Source organism: Thioclava marina (assembly GCF_002020135.1).
GTDB classification, from domain to species: domain Bacteria; phylum Pseudomonadota; class Alphaproteobacteria; order Rhodobacterales; family Rhodobacteraceae; genus Thioclava; species Thioclava marina.
The window spans coordinates 628,462-644,817 of record NZ_MPZS01000001.1 but is presented as its reverse complement, the minus strand read 5'-3'; the positions used below and the strand labels follow the sequence as shown (position 1 = coordinate 644,817).

The window sequence follows — 16,356 nt, the reverse complement described above, 5'->3', positions numbered from 1 at the left end:
TCCGTGGCGTTAGGCAGGGCGGTTTTGCAACCCTAGCTGGAAGCCCTCGCGCCCGCCAGACCTTCCCCGGCGTCCTCGGCGGTATCCTCTGCGGGGGGCGAGGGCAGGGCGGCGCGGATCTTCGCGGCGAGGCTCGCGGCACCTGCGGAAAGGCGCGGCTCCTCGACCGCTTCGGCCAGTGTCAGCAGGTGTTCGAGCGCCGCGAGCTCTTCCTTGGTGAGCACCAGCGGCGGCAGGCCCATCGCCCGGCGCAGGATATAGCCGACCCCGCGTTCACCCTCGACCGGCACGCCGTAAGCCGAGATTTCGGCCATGTCGCGCCAGATCGTTCGCTCGGACACGCCGAGACGCGCGGCGAGGTCGCGCGCGCGGTGCATCTTGCCGTCGCGCAGGATGGCGATGATCTGTTGCAACCGCTCGTCGCGGGTCATCGGAGCGCCTCTCGCTGGGGTGGAGACGAGCATAGCGCCGCCGGGGGCAACTGACAATGAACTGTCAGTAATCTGCGCCCGAGCGCCGCAGAGCGGCGGAATCGGTCTAGGATTGGCCCGCGCATGGACCTAAAACATGACGCTGACAAAGACGCGGGCGGCGGGCCCGTGCCCAGAGGGGAAAAGACAATGCTCAACAATATCGGCCTTCCCGGCCTTCTTCTGATCGCCGTCGTGGTGCTCGTGCTGTTCGGCCGCGGCAAGATTTCGTCGCTGATGGGCGAAGTCGGCAAGGGGATCACCGCCTTCAAGAAGGGCGTGAACGACGGCACCAAGGAAATCGAGGACGCGACCGCCGAGGACGCGCGCGACGTGACCCCCGAGACCGAGAAAGAAAAAGACAAGGCCTGAGCCGGAGCGCGCGCAGGCGGGCGGACACGCCCCGGGCGCGCCAGAGATCTGGCCGGAGGCCTGAGCACCCATGTTTGACATCGGTTGGAGCGAACTTCTGGTGATTGGCGTCGTGGCGCTGATCGTGGTGGGTCCGAAGGACCTGCCCAAGATGTTCCATCAGCTTGGCCGCTTTACCGCGAAGGCAAAGTCGATGGCGCGCGAGTTCTCGCGGGCGATGGAGGATGCGGCGAAGGATACCGGGCTCGACGAGGCCGCTGGATCCGTGCGCGATCTGAAATCGCTGGCGTCAAAGAAATCGCTTGGCCTCGATGCGCTGGAAAAGGCGGCTGACAGTTTCGAGAAATGGGAGCCCAAGCTCTCCGACAGTTCGAAGACTACAGCGCTCAAGCCTGATCCGGAGGCTGCGCCGCCCAAGCCCGAGGCCAGCCAGGCCAAGACCACAGCGAAGAAACCGGCTGCCAAGAAGGCCGCGCCCAAAGCGACCAAACCGGCAACGAAATCGAGCAGCAAACCAGCCGCGAAGCCCGCCACGAAAGCGGCGACGAAACCGGCCGCGAAGAAGGTGGCGGCGAAGAAACCCGCCGCCAAGAAGGATGACGCATGAGCGATCATGACGAGATCGACGACAGTGCCGCCCCGCTGATCGAGCATCTGGCGGAACTGCGCACCCGCATCCTCTATTCGCTCGGCGCTTTCGTCGCGGCGATGGTGGTCTGCTACACGGTCTGGAACCCGATCTTCAACTTCCTGACCCGGCCCGTCTGCCATGCGCTTGCTACGCGCGGCGAGCAGTGTGGCCTCTACCTGATCAAATTGCAGGAAGGCTTCTTCGTCGCGATCAACATCTCTTTCTTGGGTGGCTTCGCGCTCGCCTTCCCGGTCATCGCCTATCAGATGTGGCGTTTCGTGGCGCCGGGGCTTTATCGCAACGAGAAGAACGCGTTCCTGCCCTTCCTGATCGCCTCGCCGATCATGTTCTTCCTTGGCGCGGCCTTCGCCTATTACGTGATCCTGCCGCTCGCCTTCAATTTCTTCCTTGGCTTCCAGCAGGGCGAGATCGGGGCGACCACCGGCGCGAACGAGATGGCCGCGATCGGTTTTCAGGGCTCGGTGCAGGAATACCTGAACCTGACGATCAAGTTCGTCATGGCCTTCGGGATCTGCTTCCAGCTGCCCGTGCTTCTGTCGCTGATGGGCAAGGCGGGGCTCGTGTCCTCCGCAGGGCTTTCGAGCATGCGCAAATATGCCGTCGTCGCGATCCTGATCGTGGCAGCGATCGCCACGCCCCCGGACGTGATCTCTCAGGTGATCTTGTTCACAGTTGTCTATGGCCTCTACGAGGTTTCGATCCAGCTTGTGAAACGGATCGAAAAGGCTCGCGAAGCGCGGATGCGCGCCGAGGGCACCTGGATCGACCCCGATGAGTGGGATGATGACGAGGACGAAGACGAGAAGGGCGACAAGGCATGACTGACGAGGCGCTGATCCGCATCGCCCATGCGCTCGAGCGTCTCTCGCCCGCGCCGCAGCCCGCGCCCGATTTCGCCACGGCCGACGCCTTCATCTGGCACACCTTGCCGGATCGGCTGGAGCCGGTCGCGCAGGTCGCCCGGGTCGATCTGAACCTGCTGCACGGCATCGACCGTTCGCGCGACACGCTGCTGGCCAACACGCTGCAATTCGCGCGCGGCGCGGCGGCGAACAATGCGCTCCTGTGGGGTGCACGCGGGATGGGGAAATCCTCGCTCGTGAAGGCCGCCCATGCGGCCGCAGTGGCGGAGGGTCTGCCGCTGAAACTGGTGGAGCTGTCGCGCGAGGATCTGCCCTCGGTCGGGCGTTTGCTCGCGCATCTGCGCGCGGCCCCCGAGATGCGCTTCATCCTGTTCTGCGATGACCTCTCTTTCAGCCATGACGACCAGCATTACAAATCACTCAAGGCGGTGCTGGATGGCGGGATCGAGGGACGACCCGCGAACGTGATCCTCTATGCCACGTCGAACCGGCGCCACCTGATGCCGCGCGACATGATCGAGAACGAACGTTCGACCGCGATCAACCCCTCCGAGGCGGTGGAAGAGAAAGTCTCGCTGTCGGATCGTTTCGGGCTGTGGCTGGGCTTCCACCCCTGTTCGCAGGACGAATATCTCGCGATGATCCGGGGCTATTGCGACAGCTATGACGTGGCTATTTCCGACGAGGAGCTGCGCGCCGAGGCCATCGAATGGCAAGCCACGCGCGGGGCGCGTTCGGGCCGCGTCGCATGGCAGTATTTCACCGATCTGGCCGGGCGTCGCGGGATATCGCTGTAAGCCGGGCCTGCGCGCAGCAGGGGGCTTACACCCCCAGCTTGTCGCGCAGCGCATACCACCACGACCCTGCGACCGAATAGGGCACCCGGAAGGTGCGCCCGCCGGGGAAGGGAATCCAGGGCAGTTTCGCGAAAGTGTCGAAGCGGGTCAGATCGCCGTTGATCGCCTCGGACAGGATCCGCCCGAAGGTATGCGAGCCGGTCACGCCATGCCCCGAATAGCCATGCGCGAAATAGGTGTTCTGCCCGATCCGCCCCATCTGCGGCACCCGGCTGAACGAGAGCGCGAAATTGCCCGACCAGGCATAGTCGATTTTCACGCCCTTCAGTTGCGGGAAGACCTTTTCGAGGTTCTTCCAGAGCTTCGCCTTGATGTCCTTCGGGTCGGCCCCGCCATAGACGGTGCCGCCGCCAAACAGCAGGTGGTTGTCGGCCGACATGCGGTAATAGTCGAGGATATAGCGCACGTCCTCGATGCAGACGTCGGACGGCATCAGCGCGCGGGCGCGATCTTCGCCCAGCGGTTCGGTCGCCATCACCTGCGTCGAGACCGGCATCACGCGGCGCTCCAGCGTGGGCACCACATGGCCGAGATAGGCATTGCCACAGAGCACCAGCGTCTTCGCGGTGATCTGGCCCTTCGCGGTCTTGATGACGGGCCGAGCGGCGTCCGTATCGACAGAAGTGACGGGCGACATCTCGTAGATCGTGCCGCCGAGGCTTTCTAGTGCCGCCGCCTCGCCAAGCGCGAGGTTCAGCGGGTGCAGGTGGCCGCCCTTATGGTCGATCATGCCCCCGGAATAGAGGTCCGAGGCGGCGTGTTCGCGCATCTCATCGCGGCTCAGCATCTCCTGGCTTTCGATGCCGTAGCTGCGCCAGAGTTTCCAGCGTGCTTCAAGCTCTTGCATGTGCTTGCCGGTCAGGCCCGCGAAGACATTGCCGTGTTTCAGGTCGCACTGGATGCCGTATGTGGCGATGCGCTCGCGGATGATGTCGCCGCCTTCCATCACCAGACCGGCGACGAACCGGGCGGTGTCCTTGCCATAGCGGCGCTCGATCGTGTCGAGGCTGGCGTTCAGGCCGTTGACGATCTGCCCGCCATTGCGCCCCGAGGCGCCCCAGCCGATGCGTGCGCCTTCGACCACAGTGACCTTGTAGCCCTTTTCCGCCAGATGCAGCGCGGTCGACAGGCCTGAGAACCCGGCGCCCACGACGCAGATGTCGGCCTCGACCTCCCCCACGATTTCCGGACGCAGCGGGGCCGGGTTGGCCGATGCCGCGTAATAGCTGCCGGTATGGCTGCCGTCGCCCGCATAGGGGTGGGTCTGATAGGTCATGTCACGCTCTCGTCTGGGATGGGCCGTTTCGCCTTCGGTGCCATGCGCCGCGCCCGAGCGCAAGCGGGGCTCAGCCTGCCCGCGTCAGCATCCCGAACAAATCGCGCGGATCGTCGGGGTCTGCCAGAAGATCGAGCATCTGCGCATATTCGCTGCCCTGCACGCGGTCATGGATGTAGCGCAGCGCGCTGAAATCCTCGATCGCGAAGCCCACGCTATCGAACAGCGTGATCTGTTTGGTGTCGCGACGGCCCTCGGCCTCGCCACGCATGACCTTCCATAGTTCGGTCACCGGATGATCCTCGTCGAGCGCCTGGATCTCGCCCTCGATGCGGGTCTGCGGCGGGTATTCGACGAAGATTTCCGAGCGGGTGAGGATGTCGCGATGCAGCTCGGTCTTGCCGGGGCAGTCGCCACCGATCGCGTTGATATGCACGCCCGAGCCCACCATGTTATCGGTCAGGATCGTCGCATATTGCTTGTCGGCGGTGCAGGTGGTGATGACCTGCGCGCCCTCGACGGCCTCTTCTGCCGAGCGGCATTTGGTGACGCTGAACCCTTCGGCGGTCAGGTTCTTTGCCGCCTTCTCGGTCGCCGCCGGGTCGATATCATAAAGCCGCAGCGTGTCGATCCCGCAGATCGCGCGGAAGGCCAGCGCCTGGAACTCGCATTGCGCACCATTTCCGATCATCCCCATGACGCGCGCGCCTTTCGGGGCGAGGTATTTTCCGACCAGCGCCGAGGTGGCGGCGGTGCGCAGTGCGGTCAACAGCGTCATCTCGGTCATCAAGAGCGGATAGCCCGTCGCGACCGACGAGAGTACGCCGAAGGCCGTCACGGTCTGGTGCCCGGTACGGCCGTTCCTGGGGTGGCCGTTGACATATTTGAATCCGTAATTCTCGGCATCCGCCGTCGGCATCAGCTCGATCACACCCTCGGCCGAATGGCTCGCCACGCGCGGGGTCTTGTCGAAATCGGGCCAGCGACGAAAATCCTCCTCGATATAGGCGGCAAGGTCGCGCATCACCTGCTCGGCGCCGATCGCGTTGACCAGCCGCATCATGTTGGCAACCGAAACGAAGGGCACGAGCGCCAGTTTCGAGGGGGCGAGCGGGGTCATATCCATCAGTAGCTCCGTGTCATGCGGTCGAGAACGCGCCGACCGAAGAGGCTGGCGGCAAGGTCGCACAGCAATTTCGCCGTGCGGCCGCGTTCATCGAGGAAAGGGTTGAGCTCGACAATGTCGAGCGAGGTCACGAGGTCGCTGTCGCCCAGCTCCTCCATGATCAGATGCGCCTCGCGGAAGGTGGCGCCGCCCGGAACGGTGGTGCCCACGGCGGGCGCGATCTCGGGGTCGAGGAAATCCACATCGAAGCTGAGATGTAAAAGCCCATTGGCGGCGCGCACCCGGTCGAGGAAAGCGCGCAGCGGGGCCAGCACGCCGGTCTCGTCGATCGAACGCATGTCATGAACCTCCATGCCGATCTGCTTGATCCGGTCGCGTTCGGCCGGATCGACCGAGCGGATGCCCATCATGCAGAAATTCTTGGGGTCCACGGTGGCCTGAAGCGGCGGGAAAGCCTCGAAATCGGGCTGGCCGGTGACATAGGCGACGGGCGTACCGTGAAGGTTGCCGCTGGTCGTGGTGGCGAGCGTGTGCAGGTCGGGGTGCGCATCGAGCCAGAGCACGAACAGCGGACGCTCCAGCGCCTTTGCGTGCTGCGCGAGCCCGCTCAGCGTGCCCGCCGCCAGCGCGTGATCGCCGCCGATGAAGATCGGGCGGTCGTGAGACTGCGCGGCATCGAAGGCGGCTTGCGAAAGCACCTCGATCCAGGCGCGGGTCTCGGCCAGATCGTGGATCGCGGGGTTTTCATGCGCCATCGGTTCCTGCGGGCCGATCGCGAGATCGCCGAGGTCGTTCACTTCCCAACCCAGCTCGGTCAGGATCGTGCCGAGGCCTGCCGTGCGCAGGCTCGCCGGTCCCATGATGCAGCCGGGCTGCGACGCGCCGGTCTGGACGGGCGCGCCTAGAATCGAACAGGTGCGGTTCATCGTGATCTCCCTTGTTGGTCTTAAGATGTCGAAATGGCGCGCGGGTTTCTCTTGTCAATTTGCGCAAATCGGAACTAATTTTGATCAAATTGATAAAGTGATTGCGCAAATCGGAGGTTTCATGCAGCTCGACGACACGGACCGGGCGATCATCGCCGCGCTGCGCTCGGATGCGCGGCTCTCTGTGACCGATCTGGCGCTGAGGGTGGGGGTGTCTCGCACCACAGCGCGCACGCGCTTGGAGGCGCTGGTCGCCTCTGGCCAGATCCGCCGCTTCACCATCGAGACCGAGACGGATGTCGAGGGGCAGGTGCGCGCAATCACGATGGTCGAGTTGCAGGGCAAGATGTCGCGCGCGGTGATCCGGGCGCTGCACCGCATCCCCGAGGTGGCGACGGTTTATGCGACGAACGGAAACTGGGATCTGGTGGCCGAGATCCGCGCCGAAACGCTGGGAGAGTTCGACCGGGCGTTGCGGGATATCCGGGAAATTCCGGGCGTTCTCAACAGTGAAAGCTGCCTGCTTCTCGCACCGGTCGCGGAGTAGGCGGCAGAGCGATGCGCGGGCTGACGATTGGGCCAGCCCGCGCACCGTATCAGTTCAGGTAGGGCATCGGGTCGACCGAATCGATCCCCTTGCGCACTTCGAAATGCAGATAGCCCGGATCGCCGGGAGCGATCTTCGCGATGGTCTGCCCGCGCTTCACGCTGGCGCCTTTCGACACGGTGATGCCGGTCACGTTGTAATAGACCGTCACCAGCCCGTCAGCATGTTTGATCGCGAGGAAGGAGACATCGTCGGTGTCCTGGCTGATCAGCAGGACCGAGCCACCTTCGGCCGCCTTGACCCCGGTACCGGGCGCGGCGGAGATGTCGATCCCGTCGTTCTTGCCCTTCTTGTAGGGGCGGATGATCGAGCCCGAGACCGGCATCATCAGCTGTGCGTTGTCCGAGGCCTTTGTGCGTTCGGCGCCCAGATCGGGGGCGGCGGTCGTCTTCACCGGCTCGGAGGCCTTGGGCGGGGACTGGCTGGGCAGCGGTTCGGTCGCCGAGGGCGGAACCGGCGTGGGCGAGCCAGTCCCCGGCGCGGTGGTCGAGGTCGCGGTCTCGATCCGCGCGGGCTGGCGGTTCGCCGCGACCGGGATCATCAGCACCTGACCTTCGCGCACGCTCAGATCATTGGGCAGACCGTTCCATTCCGCCAACGCCTTGACAGGCACGCTGTAATAGCGCGCGATCGAATAGGCGGTCTCGCCACGCGCGACCTTGTGGCGGGTCGGCTCGGGCGCGGTGACCGGGGCGGCCGCCTTCGGCGCGGCGGCCGTCGCGGGCTGGTTGGCCTGCGCCTTGTCGATCGCATTCGAGGCGAGCGAGGTGATGTCGATGGTCTCGGAGGTGAGCGCACCGGGATTGCCCGCAGTGGCGCCACTCGTGACCTTGTTCGGCAATGCCAGAACCTCGCCCGCGCCGAGCGTCGCGTTGGGCGCTATGGCGTTGTAGCGCGCGAGCGATGCCGGATCGGCACCGATGCGTTGCGCGATGCTTGTCACTGTGTCGCCGCGCCGGGCCACGACGACCTGGTAATTGGGATAGGTGATGATGCCCCGCGCATCGGGGCGCGGGCGATCCTGCACGGCCTGCTGGGCGGCGGCGGACGTGTCGAGCCCGCCGTTATTGCCATAGCCGCGCAGATCCATGTCGAACCCGTTGGGGTTACACGCGGCCAACGCCGTCAGCGCAACGCCTCCGGCCACGATCAGCCGCATCCGGGAAAAATTCGATGCCATCCGCTCAGTCCTCACTGTCTTCGGGCCTCTGGAGGACCCTTCGCTACCTGCCGCTCAATCGCTCGCCATACCCTCGACGAGAGGGACGAACCGCACCGGGCGCAACTCTTCGTAATCGAAACCTGTCTCGAGCCGGCGCACCCGGATCAGGCTCTGCACCGTGTCCGACTGGCCCACGGGCAAAATCATGATACCCCCGATCTTGAGCTGGGCCAAGAGCGGCCCCGGCGGGTCTTCGGCCGCCGCGGTCACGATGATTCTATCGAAAGGCGCCTGGTCGGGCATCCCACGCGATCCGTCGCCCGCAACCGCCACGATATTGGGCAGACCGAGGGCCGAGAACACCGCCTCGGCCTCGCGCACCAGTCGGCGGTGGCGGTCGACCGTGTAGATCCGGCGGGCAAGCAGGCTCAGGATCGCCGCCTGATAGCCCGAGCCGGTGCCGATCTCGAGCACGGTGTCGCGCGGTCCCGCCTGCAAGGCCTGGGTCATCAGCCCCACCACAGAGGGCTGGCTGATCGTCTGGCCACAGGCGATGGGAAGCGGCATGTCCTCATAGGCGCGATCGGCAAAGAGCCCGCGCACGAAGCGCCCGCGATCGATCTGTTCCATTGCCGAGAGGGTGCGCGCATCGGTGACCCCCTTCGAGCGCAGCGCAAAGAGGAAACGCATCTTGCGCTCGGCCTGATCCTCCTGCGACGGCTCCTCGCTCATCCCAGACGGGCCTCCAGATCGGCCAGAACGTCATGGGCGGTCAGATCCGCACGCATCGGCGTGACCGAGATGTAGCCATCGAGGTTCACCGCCGCATCGGTTCCCGGCTGGGTGGGGGTATGCTGCGGGCCGCCCTTGATCCACAGGAACCGCCGCCCCGAAGGCGCGTGATGCGCCTCGGTCGAGAAATAGCAATCCTTGCGGAAGCCCTGGGCTGCCACCTTGTGCCCCTTCACATCCGCCGCGAGGACGGGCGGGAAATTCACATTGTAGAAGACGCGGTAATCGCCGTCGTCCCAGATCCCGTTTTCCAGAAGACGTCGCACCAGAGCGGCGCCATGCACGCGCGCAGCCTCGAACATGTCGGGGGCGTTGAACACTTCCGGCCCGAGGAATTGCGACATCGCGATGGCTGGAACCCCTTGCAGCGCGGCCTCCATCGCGCCACCCAACGTGCCGGAATAGAGCGCATTATCGGCCGAGTTGTTGCCCCGGTTGACCCCCGAGAGCACCAGATCGGGGCGCTGGCCCTCGAGCACGTCGTAAAGCCCCGCCATCACGCAGTCAGCGGGGCTGCCCTCGGCCGCGAAACGCCGCTCGGAGAGCTTCGAGATCATCATCGGGTGGGTATAGGAGATGCAATGACCGACGCCCGATTGCTCGAAGGCGGGCGCCACGGTCCAGACCTCGCCATCGGGTCCCGCGATCTCTTCCGCGATCTCGCTCAGAACCGAAAGGCCCGGCGCGTCGATCCCGTCGTCATTGGTGATGAGAATACGCATTCCGCCCCCGCTGTCCTGCCGTTCTACCCGATGCTTAACGCGAGGGCGCGCAAGGGTAAAGCGGACCCGCGCCGCCGCGCGCGAGTGTCGCCAAAGCGCCGCAGGGGCGGGATCAGGAGGGACGGATCAGAGTGCCGCGAGGATGCGGCGCGCCTCGTCGTGACGATCGGCCAGCACCGAGCGATCCTCGCCCGGGAAGAACCGCCCGCGCAGTGCGGTCGCCATCGGTTTGGGCTCGGCGATGACGACGCGTGGCCCGACCTTGGCGGTCTCCGCCTGCCAGCTGCGCACCATCGCCATTTGCGCGGCTTTCGTTGCGCCGTAGACGCTGAAGAATTTCTGCCCCGCGCGGTTATCGTCGAAAAAGAGCGCAGTGCCCTTTCGTGCGATCAGCAGCGGCTCGATCAGCCCGATCAGCTGCGCCGTGGCGGTCATGTTCACCGCGGTCGATTTCGCAAGCTCCTTGGCGTCGATATGGCCCGCCGGGCACAAGGGCGCAGCATGGATTGCGGTATGCACCCAGAGATCGACGCCGCCCCAACGCGCGCCCACGGATTGCGCCAGATGCGCCATCTGCTCGGGCTCGGCTACATCGAGCGGGCCCAGCGAGGCGCTGCCGCCCGCCGACTGGATCCGGTCGTCGAGTTCTTCGAGCGCGCCCGAAGTCTTGGCGACGGCCATGATATGCCAGCCATCGGCGGCCAGTGCCTCGGCGATCGCCGCACCGAGGCCCCGCGAGGCGCCGGTGACAAGGGCGAGTTTCTTGCCCTGAGAAGGGTCTTGGATCTGATCGGTGCTCATGGCGCGGGTTTTGCCACCGCCCGTGGTCCCGCGCAAGCGCTCCGTTGCACGCTGCGACACCAGCCCGCAGGATTCGCCGCTACGCGCTAGCGTTCCGCCTTGAGCCGCGCCAGGGCCTTTGCGCACATGCCTCCGGCAAGCCACTGGCAACCGGCGCAAATTTCCTCCAGCGCCCCTTCGGGCAGGGCGGCGATCCGCTCCAGCGCCTCGCCCCAGCGCAACACATCCCCCGGCGCGATCCCGAGCGCGTGCCCATGCGCAGCGTCAAGCTGTGCGATCCTGTCCTGGGCCACACACAGCGCGCCGCGCCGTGAAGGGCAGGGCGCGCAGATGTCATCGGCGGCCCCGACCACTTCGATCTCGACCTCCACCCCGTCCGCGCGCCGCAGTGTCCCCTCCACGATCGCGCTCATATTCGCGGTGAAGTCTTCGGAATACCCTTTTCCCTCGAAACCCAGCGAGCAGAGAAAATGATGGGGGCGGTATTTCAGGCGCTCGCGCATGGTTCTTCTTCTTGATCCAAATATCTCGGGGAGAGCGCGCCCCGGCGCGCGAGGGGCAGCGCCCCTTTCCGCGACCTCTTCATAAGCGAACGGGCCGGAGGTTTACCTCCGGCCCGCGCAAGTCGGTCAGCGCAGATCAGCGCGCGTCCACGCCCACGTAGTCGCGGAAGGTCGCGCCGGTATAGAGCTGACGCGGGCGACCGATCTTGTTGGTCGGGTCTTCGATCATCTCTTTCCACTGCGAGATCCAGCCCACGGTGCGCGAGAGCGCGAAGATCGGGGTGAACATCGAGGTCGGGAAACCCATCGCCTCGAGGATGATGCCCGAGTAGAAGTCCACGTTCGGATAGAGCTTCTTCGAGACGAAATACTCGTCCTCCAGAGCGATCTTCTCGAGTTCCTTGGCGACCTGAAGCGTCGGGTTGTCATGGATGCCGAGCAGGTCGAGCACCTCGTCGGCCGATTCCTTCATCACCTTCGCGCGCGGATCGAAGTTCTTGTAGACGCGGTGACCGAAGCCCATCAGGCGGAAGGGATCGTCCTTGTCCTTGGCGCGCTTGATGTATTCCGGGATCTTGTCGACGGTGCCGATCTCGCGAAGCATCTCGAGGCAGGCCTGGTTGGCGCCGCCATGGGCCGGACCCCAGAGGCAGGCGATGCCGGCTGCGATACAGGCGAACGGGTTCGCCCCCGAGGAGCCTGCCAGACGCACGGTCGAGGTCGAGGCGTTCTGTTCGTGATCGGCGTGAAGCGTGAAGATACGGTCCATCGCCTTCGCGAGCGCGGGCTCGACCTTGTAGGGTTCCGCCGGTACCGAGAAGCACATGTTCAGGAAGTTCTCGGCGTAGCTCAGATCGTTGCGCGGATAAACGAAGGGCTGACCGATCGAATACTTGTAGGCCATCGCGGCGATCGTCGGCAGTTTCGCGATGAGGCGCATCGAGGCGACTTCGCGCTGCCAGGGATCGTTGATGTCGAGGCTGTCGTGATAGAAAGCCGACATCGCGCCCACGACACCCACCATCGTCGCCATCGGGTGGCTGTCACGACGGAAACCGCGGAAGAAGTTGTGGATCTGCTCGTGGATCATCGTGTGGCGGGTGATCCGGTATTCGAAATCTTCCATCTGCGCGCGGGTCGGCAGTTCCCCGTAGAGCAGCAGGTAGCAGACTTCGAGATAGTGCGACTTCTCGGCCAGCTGGTCGATCGGATAGCCGCGATAGAGAAGCTCGCCCTTGTCGCCGTCGATATAGGTGATCTTCGATTCGCACGACGCGGTCGAGGTGAAGCCCGGGTCATAGGTGAAGACATCGGCCTGACCATAGAGCTTGCGGATGTCGATCACGTCAGGACCGGCGCTGGGCGAGAGCACGGGAAGCTCATAGGTCGTGCCGTCAAGCGAAAGCGTGGCGGTCTTCTGGTTTTCTGCCATGTAAAATCCCTTTCAATCGTCCGGCTGGGCCGCGCCGGGATGTCGCGTCCGGGTCAGGCCCGGAGAGGGCGGCCAGGCCTCAGGCCGCCTGATCGTCGAGTCGAGCCAGAGTCTCCTCCCGGCCCAGAACGAGCATCATATCGAATACGCTGGGAGTGGCAGCACGCCCGGCCAGAGCCGCTCGCATCGGACCCGCGACCTTTCCAAGCCCCAATCCATGCGCTTCCGCGACCTGCCCGACGGCAGCCTCCAGTTCTTCCCGCGACCAATTAGCGCGTTGCAGCGCAAAGGTCAATTCACTCAGTATACCACGGGATACATCATCCAGCGCCTTGGCCGCCTTCTCCTCGACCTCGATAGGGCGATGGGTCAGGGAGAAGTGCGATTTTTCAAGGAGTTGCGGCAAAATTTTTACCGATCCCTTGATGAATGGAAGGGTGCGCAGAAGCGCATCTTTCTGTGCGGCATCGAGTGCGGGCTTTTCTGCGGCTGCGAGATAACCCTCGATTTCGCTCAGTAATTGGGCATCTTCGGTGATCGCGATATGCTGGCCGCAGATGTTTTCGAGTTTCTTGAAGTCGAGCCGTGCGGGCGATTTGCCGATCCCCGAGAGATCGAACCATTCCTTGGCCTGCTCGTCGGTGAAGAATTCATCATCCCCGTGGCTCCAGCCGAGCCGTGCGAGGTAGTTGCGCATGCCGCTCGCCGGATAGCCCATCGCCTGATACTGCTCAAGACCGACCGCGCCATGGCGCTTCGACAGTTTCTTGCCATCGGGGCCGTGGATCAGCGGAATATGCGCAAACGTGGGAACGTCCCAGCCCATCGCATCATAGACCTGGATCTGACGGGCGGCATTGACCAGGTGGTCATCTCCCCGGATCACATGGGTCACGCCCATATCATGGTCATCGACGACAACGGCCAGCATATAGGTGGGTGTGCCATCCGAACGTAAACAGATCATGTCATCGAGCTGATCGTTGCGGATCGTCACATCCCCCTGAACGGCATCCGCGATCACCGTCTCGCCCTCGCGCGGGGCCTTGAGGCGGATCACATAAGGAGCGTCGGGATAGCTCGACGGGTCGGCATCGCGCCAGGGCGAGGGAAACATCTTGCCCTTGTTCTCGGGCTGCTCGCGGAAGGCCGCGATCTCCTCCTGGGTGGAGAAACACTTATAGGCGCGACCCGTCTCAAGCATCTGATGGGCCACCTCGGCATGGCGTGCGGCCCCTTCGAACTGGCTCACGACGTCGCCGTCGAAATCGAGCCCGAGCCAGTCGAGCCCCTGCAAGATCGCCGCCGTGGCCTCCGGGGTCGAGCGCTCGCGGTCGGTATCCTCGATGCGCAGCAGGAACTTGCCCCCGCGCCCGCGCGCGTAAAGCCAGTTGAACAGCGCCGTGCGCGCGCCGCCGATATGCAGGTAGCCAGTGGGCGAGGGGGCGAAACGGGTGACGATCTGATCGGACATCGGGGGCCTTTCTTCGCAGGGCGCTCGGGGCCTGCATTAACCTTTCGGAAACCATGACGCGCATAGGCTGTCTCGCGTGGATGCATAAGCAGGGACGGGCCCGAGGACAAGCATGGCGTGGGATGCGCAGGCGCCTGATTGGGCGGAACAGCCGCCGACAGCCCCGCGTCGGCCAGCTTGGCTGCGTGCGTGCCTCGGCGGGATCGAGGATCCGCTCGGCGCGCTGTCGCGAGCGCGGCTGCAGCTGTTCCTCTGGATGCCGGTGGCATTGAGTGCGGGTGTCGGCCTCTATTTCTCCCGCCTGACAGAGCCGGGTTTCGCGGACTATTCTCTTGCCGTCTTGTTCGGGCTCCTATCCGCGGCACTCGCCCTGCGCGCGCCGGTGCCGATGCGCTTCCCGGCGGCGCTGGTGATGCTTGCAGCCCTCGGTTTTCTACTGGCCGGGCTGCGCGCCCAGAGCGTCGCGGCGCCGGTGCTTTCGTTTCGCTATTACGGGCCGGTGACGGGCCGGGTCGTTATGATCGATCGCGCGGCCTCCGACCGGATCCGCGTGACCCTCGATACCGTGCGCCTCGACCGCGTCAGCCCTTCGCGCACGCTGGCAAGGGTCCGTGTGACACTCCACGGCGCTGTGCCTGCGACGCTCGAGCCCGGCGCACAGGTGATGATGAGTGCGCATCTCTCCCCGCCGCCGCCGCCTGCCGCGCCCGATGCCTATGATTTCCGCCGCTCCGCCTGGTTCGACCAACTGGGCGCGGTGGGCTACACGCGCAGCCCCCTCTTGCGCGCAGCCCCTCCCGATCCGGGCGACTGGGCGCTTGCCGCCCATCGGACCAGAATGGGTCTCTCACAAGCGATCCAGGAGCGCATTTCAGGTCAGCCCGGCGCGATCGCCGCGGCGCTGATGACGGGAGATCGCTCTGGGCTGAGCGAAGCCACGCGCGAGGCGATGCGCCGCTCGAACCTCGCCCACCTGATCGCGATTTCGGGGCTGCATATGGGAATGCTGAGCGGGTTCGTCTTCGCTCTGGTCCGTTACGGGCTCGCGCTGGTCGGCCGCCCCGCGCTGATCTGGCCCACGAAGAAACTCGCGGCGCTCGCGGCCCTGATTGCTGCGAGCGCCTATCTCTGGCTTGCCGGTCCCGCCGTGTCGACCCAGCGCGCCTGGATCATGGTGAGCGTGATGCTCGGCGCGGTGTTGGTCGATCGCCGCGCGCTGAGCCTGCGTACCGTCGCGCTCGCCGCAAGCCTTCTGCTGATCTGGAAACCCGAAAGCCTTACCGAGCCCGGCTTCCAGATGTCCTTCGCCGCGACGACCGCGCTGATCGTGGCGCTTGGCCCCTGGACCCGCGCGGCGCGCCGCCTGCCGCGACCACTGCGCCCCGTCCTGATGCTGGTCGCGACCTCCCTGATCGCCGGTGCCGCGACCGCTCCGATCGTCGCGGCGCAGTTCCACCGGCTCTCGGAATATGGCGTGCTTGCCAATCTGCTCGCCGTGCCCGCGATGGGACTTCTGGTGATGCCGATGGGGGTGCTCGCCGCGATCCTCGCGCCGCTTGGGCTTGCGGGGCCTGCGCTCTGGGCTATGGGGCTCGGTACGGGCTGGATCCTGCGCGTGGCCACTTGGGTCAGTGGGTTCGAGGGCTCGGTGCTCTCCATCGTGCAACCCGGTCCTGCGGTGGTCCCGCTCCTCGCCCTCGGCGTGATCGGCATGATCCTGACCCGCGGCGCGGGGCGCAGCCTCAGTGGGCTTGCGATCCTTGCAGCGACCCTGCTCTGGAGCCGTGCCCCCGCGGACCGTCCTGCGCTCCTGATCGCGCCTGAGGCACAGCAAATCGGGTTGATGACGGCTCAAGGCCGCGTGCTCGCCAAGCCCGGGGCGGGGTTCATTTCCGGTCGCTGGCTCGAAGCAGACGGGGACGCCACTTCCCTCGAAGAGGCCGCCGCGCGCCCCGCCTTCACGGGCCCCGATGCCGCGCGGCTCACACAGTTCCGCGCCGCGCCGCTGATCCTCCTCACCGGAAAATCCGCGCCCGCACGTCTGGCCGACCTTTGCACGCCAGGCGCCCTCGCGGTGATCGCCGCGCGTCTGCCCGAGCCCCCAAAGGGCTGCGAGCTGTGGGACATCAACCGCCTGCGTGAGACCGGCGCCGTCGCGATCGACAGTCTGGGCCGGATCACCACCACCGCCCAGACCAAGGGCCGCCGCCTCTGGACGGCCCCCTGAATTTCGACTTGGAAAAATATTCCCGCCGGAGGAAGGCACACCGCCTTCGCGGCCCCCGGCAACAGAAAAGGGCGCCCCGCAGGACGCCCTCATC

General features: G+C 65.3%; 17 protein-coding genes. 6 read left to right on the top strand and 11 right to left on the bottom strand.

Annotation, left to right across the window (positions count from 1 at the left end):
* Nucleotides 1-32: 32 nt before the first annotated feature.
* On the bottom strand, nucleotides 33-431 hold the full coding sequence (locus BMG00_RS03035; protein ID WP_078573346.1) for a helix-turn-helix transcriptional regulator: 399 nt from the start codon (nucleotides 429-431) through the stop codon (nucleotides 33-35).
* 189 nt (nucleotides 432-620) lie between these two features.
* Here BMG00_RS03035 and BMG00_RS03030 point away from each other — a divergent pair, with 189 nt between their 5' ends.
* From BMG00_RS03030 to BMG00_RS03015, 4 genes are all read left to right on the top strand, one after another.
* Nucleotides 621-842, top strand: a complete 222-nt coding sequence (locus BMG00_RS03030) for a twin-arginine translocase TatA/TatE family subunit (protein ID WP_078528544.1) — start codon at nucleotides 621-623, stop codon at nucleotides 840-842.
* Between the two features lie 70 nt (nucleotides 843-912).
* A complete protein-coding gene (tatB, locus tag BMG00_RS03025) occupies nucleotides 913-1,449 on the top strand; it encodes a Sec-independent protein translocase protein TatB (protein ID WP_078573345.1) in 537 nt (178 codons plus the stop codon).
* Nucleotides 1,446-2,315 (top strand): twin-arginine translocase subunit TatC, encoded by an 870-nt coding sequence (tatC, locus tag BMG00_RS03020; protein WP_078528538.1) that lies wholly within the window; start codon nucleotides 1,446-1,448, stop codon nucleotides 2,313-2,315. Before tatB ends, tatC begins: the two co-directional genes overlap by 4 nt.
* Complete coding sequence (locus BMG00_RS03015) at nucleotides 2,312-3,154, top strand: ATP-binding protein (protein ID WP_078573344.1); 843 nt, start codon at nucleotides 2,312-2,314, stop codon at nucleotides 3,152-3,154. The genes tatC and BMG00_RS03015 overlap by 4 nt, the downstream gene beginning before the upstream one ends.
* A 25-nt stretch (nucleotides 3,155-3,179) precedes the next feature.
* Here the strand turns inward: BMG00_RS03015 and BMG00_RS03010 are convergent, their stop codons facing one another.
* From BMG00_RS03010 to rocF, 3 genes are all read right to left on the bottom strand, one after another.
* Nucleotides 3,180-4,490 (bottom strand): NAD(P)/FAD-dependent oxidoreductase, encoded by a 1,311-nt coding sequence (locus BMG00_RS03010; RefSeq protein ID WP_078573343.1) that lies wholly within the window; start codon nucleotides 4,488-4,490, stop codon nucleotides 3,180-3,182.
* 70 nt (nucleotides 4,491-4,560) lie between these two features.
* Nucleotides 4,561-5,616: an ornithine cyclodeaminase gene (locus BMG00_RS03005; RefSeq protein ID WP_425443994.1), complete on the bottom strand. Its 1,056-nt coding sequence runs from the start codon at nucleotides 5,614-5,616 to the stop codon at nucleotides 4,561-4,563.
* The gene (rocF, locus tag BMG00_RS03000) at nucleotides 5,616-6,542 is read right to left on the bottom strand and encodes an arginase (RefSeq protein ID WP_078573342.1); all 927 of its coding nucleotides are present in this window, start codon (nucleotides 6,540-6,542) and stop codon (nucleotides 5,616-5,618) included. Before rocF ends, BMG00_RS03005 begins: the two co-directional genes overlap by 1 nt.
* 121 nt (nucleotides 6,543-6,663) lie before the next feature.
* Here rocF and BMG00_RS02995 point away from each other — a divergent pair, with 121 nt between their 5' ends.
* The gene (locus BMG00_RS02995) at nucleotides 6,664-7,089 is read left to right on the top strand and encodes an Lrp/AsnC family transcriptional regulator (protein ID WP_078528526.1); all 426 of its coding nucleotides are present in this window, start codon (nucleotides 6,664-6,666) and stop codon (nucleotides 7,087-7,089) included.
* Nucleotides 7,090-7,138: 49 nt separating this feature from the next.
* On the opposite strand, the gene BMG00_RS02990 is transcribed toward BMG00_RS02995, so the two are convergent.
* The 7 genes from BMG00_RS02990 to gltX all read right to left on the bottom strand — a co-directional run bounded on the left by BMG00_RS02990 (nucleotide 7,139) and on the right by gltX (nucleotide 14,035).
* A complete protein-coding gene (locus tag BMG00_RS02990) occupies nucleotides 7,139-8,329 on the bottom strand; it encodes a LysM peptidoglycan-binding domain-containing protein (protein ID WP_078573341.1) in 1,191 nt (396 codons plus the stop codon).
* 54 nt (nucleotides 8,330-8,383) lie between these two features.
* On the bottom strand, nucleotides 8,384-9,043 hold the full coding sequence (locus BMG00_RS02985; protein WP_078528520.1) for a protein-L-isoaspartate(D-aspartate) O-methyltransferase: 660 nt from the start codon (nucleotides 9,041-9,043) through the stop codon (nucleotides 8,384-8,386).
* Nucleotides 9,040-9,825: a 5'/3'-nucleotidase SurE gene (surE, locus tag BMG00_RS02980; protein WP_078528517.1), complete on the bottom strand. Its 786-nt coding sequence runs from the start codon at nucleotides 9,823-9,825 to the stop codon at nucleotides 9,040-9,042. Before surE ends, BMG00_RS02985 begins: the two co-directional genes overlap by 4 nt.
* 126 nt (nucleotides 9,826-9,951) lie before the next feature.
* The gene (locus BMG00_RS02975) at nucleotides 9,952-10,626 is read right to left on the bottom strand and encodes an SDR family NAD(P)-dependent oxidoreductase (RefSeq protein WP_078529008.1); all 675 of its coding nucleotides are present in this window, start codon (nucleotides 10,624-10,626) and stop codon (nucleotides 9,952-9,954) included.
* An 86-nt stretch (nucleotides 10,627-10,712) separates the two neighbouring features.
* The gene (locus tag BMG00_RS02970) at nucleotides 10,713-11,129 is read right to left on the bottom strand and encodes a DUF1284 domain-containing protein (protein ID WP_078528514.1); all 417 of its coding nucleotides are present in this window, start codon (nucleotides 11,127-11,129) and stop codon (nucleotides 10,713-10,715) included.
* Between the two features lie 136 nt (nucleotides 11,130-11,265).
* Nucleotides 11,266-12,561, bottom strand: a complete 1,296-nt coding sequence (gene gltA, locus BMG00_RS02965) for a citrate synthase (RefSeq protein WP_078573340.1) — start codon at nucleotides 12,559-12,561, stop codon at nucleotides 11,266-11,268.
* A 79-nt stretch (nucleotides 12,562-12,640) separates the two neighbouring features.
* The gene (gltX, locus tag BMG00_RS02960; protein WP_078528508.1) at nucleotides 12,641-14,035 is read right to left on the bottom strand and encodes a glutamate--tRNA ligase; all 1,395 of its coding nucleotides are present in this window, start codon (nucleotides 14,033-14,035) and stop codon (nucleotides 12,641-12,643) included.
* Between the two features lie 112 nt (nucleotides 14,036-14,147).
* Between gltX and BMG00_RS02955 the strand changes: the two genes are divergently transcribed.
* A complete protein-coding gene (locus tag BMG00_RS02955; RefSeq protein WP_078573339.1) occupies nucleotides 14,148-16,262 on the top strand; it encodes a ComEC/Rec2 family competence protein in 2,115 nt (704 codons plus the stop codon).
* The last annotated feature ends 94 nt before the right edge of the window (nucleotides 16,263-16,356 follow it).

Excerpts from the sequence above, each read along its gene's own strand:
- BMG00_RS02990 (WP_078573341.1), bottom strand. The coding sequence starts at position 8,329 with ATGGCATCGAATTTTTCCCGGATGCGGCTGATCGTGGCCGGAGGCGTT.
- BMG00_RS02955 (WP_078573339.1), top strand. The coding sequence starts at position 14,148 with ATGGCGTGGGATGCGCAGGCGCCTGATTGGGCGGAACAGCCGCCGACA.
- BMG00_RS02975 (WP_078529008.1), bottom strand. The coding sequence starts at position 10,626 with ATGAGCACCGATCAGATCCAAGACCCTTCTCAGGGCAAGAAACTCGCC.
- BMG00_RS03005 (WP_425443994.1), bottom strand. The coding sequence starts at position 5,616 with ATGGATATGACCCCGCTCGCCCCCTCGAAACTGGCGCTCGTGCCCTTC.
- BMG00_RS03035 (WP_078573346.1), bottom strand. The coding sequence starts at position 431 with ATGACCCGCGACGAGCGGTTGCAACAGATCATCGCCATCCTGCGCGAC.
- rocF (WP_078573342.1), bottom strand. The coding sequence starts at position 6,542 with ATGAACCGCACCTGTTCGATTCTAGGCGCGCCCGTCCAGACCGGCGCG.
- BMG00_RS02995 (WP_078528526.1), top strand. The coding sequence starts at position 6,664 with ATGCAGCTCGACGACACGGACCGGGCGATCATCGCCGCGCTGCGCTCG.
- BMG00_RS03015 (WP_078573344.1), top strand. The coding sequence starts at position 2,312 with ATGACTGACGAGGCGCTGATCCGCATCGCCCATGCGCTCGAGCGTCTC.
- tatC (WP_078528538.1), top strand. The coding sequence starts at position 1,446 with ATGAGCGATCATGACGAGATCGACGACAGTGCCGCCCCGCTGATCGAG.
- BMG00_RS03010 (WP_078573343.1), bottom strand. The coding sequence starts at position 4,490 with ATGACCTATCAGACCCACCCCTATGCGGGCGACGGCAGCCATACCGGC.
- gltX (WP_078528508.1), bottom strand. The coding sequence starts at position 14,035 with ATGTCCGATCAGATCGTCACCCGTTTCGCCCCCTCGCCCACTGGCTAC.
- BMG00_RS02985 (WP_078528520.1), bottom strand. The coding sequence starts at position 9,043 with ATGAGCGAGGAGCCGTCGCAGGAGGATCAGGCCGAGCGCAAGATGCGT.
- BMG00_RS02970 (WP_078528514.1), bottom strand. The coding sequence starts at position 11,129 with ATGCGCGAGCGCCTGAAATACCGCCCCCATCATTTTCTCTGCTCGCTG.
- BMG00_RS03030 (WP_078528544.1), top strand. The coding sequence starts at position 621 with ATGCTCAACAATATCGGCCTTCCCGGCCTTCTTCTGATCGCCGTCGTG.
- tatB (WP_078573345.1), top strand. The coding sequence starts at position 913 with ATGTTTGACATCGGTTGGAGCGAACTTCTGGTGATTGGCGTCGTGGCG.
- surE (WP_078528517.1), bottom strand. The coding sequence starts at position 9,825 with ATGCGTATTCTCATCACCAATGACGACGGGATCGACGCGCCGGGCCTT.
- gltA (WP_078573340.1), bottom strand. The coding sequence starts at position 12,561 with ATGGCAGAAAACCAGAAGACCGCCACGCTTTCGCTTGACGGCACGACC.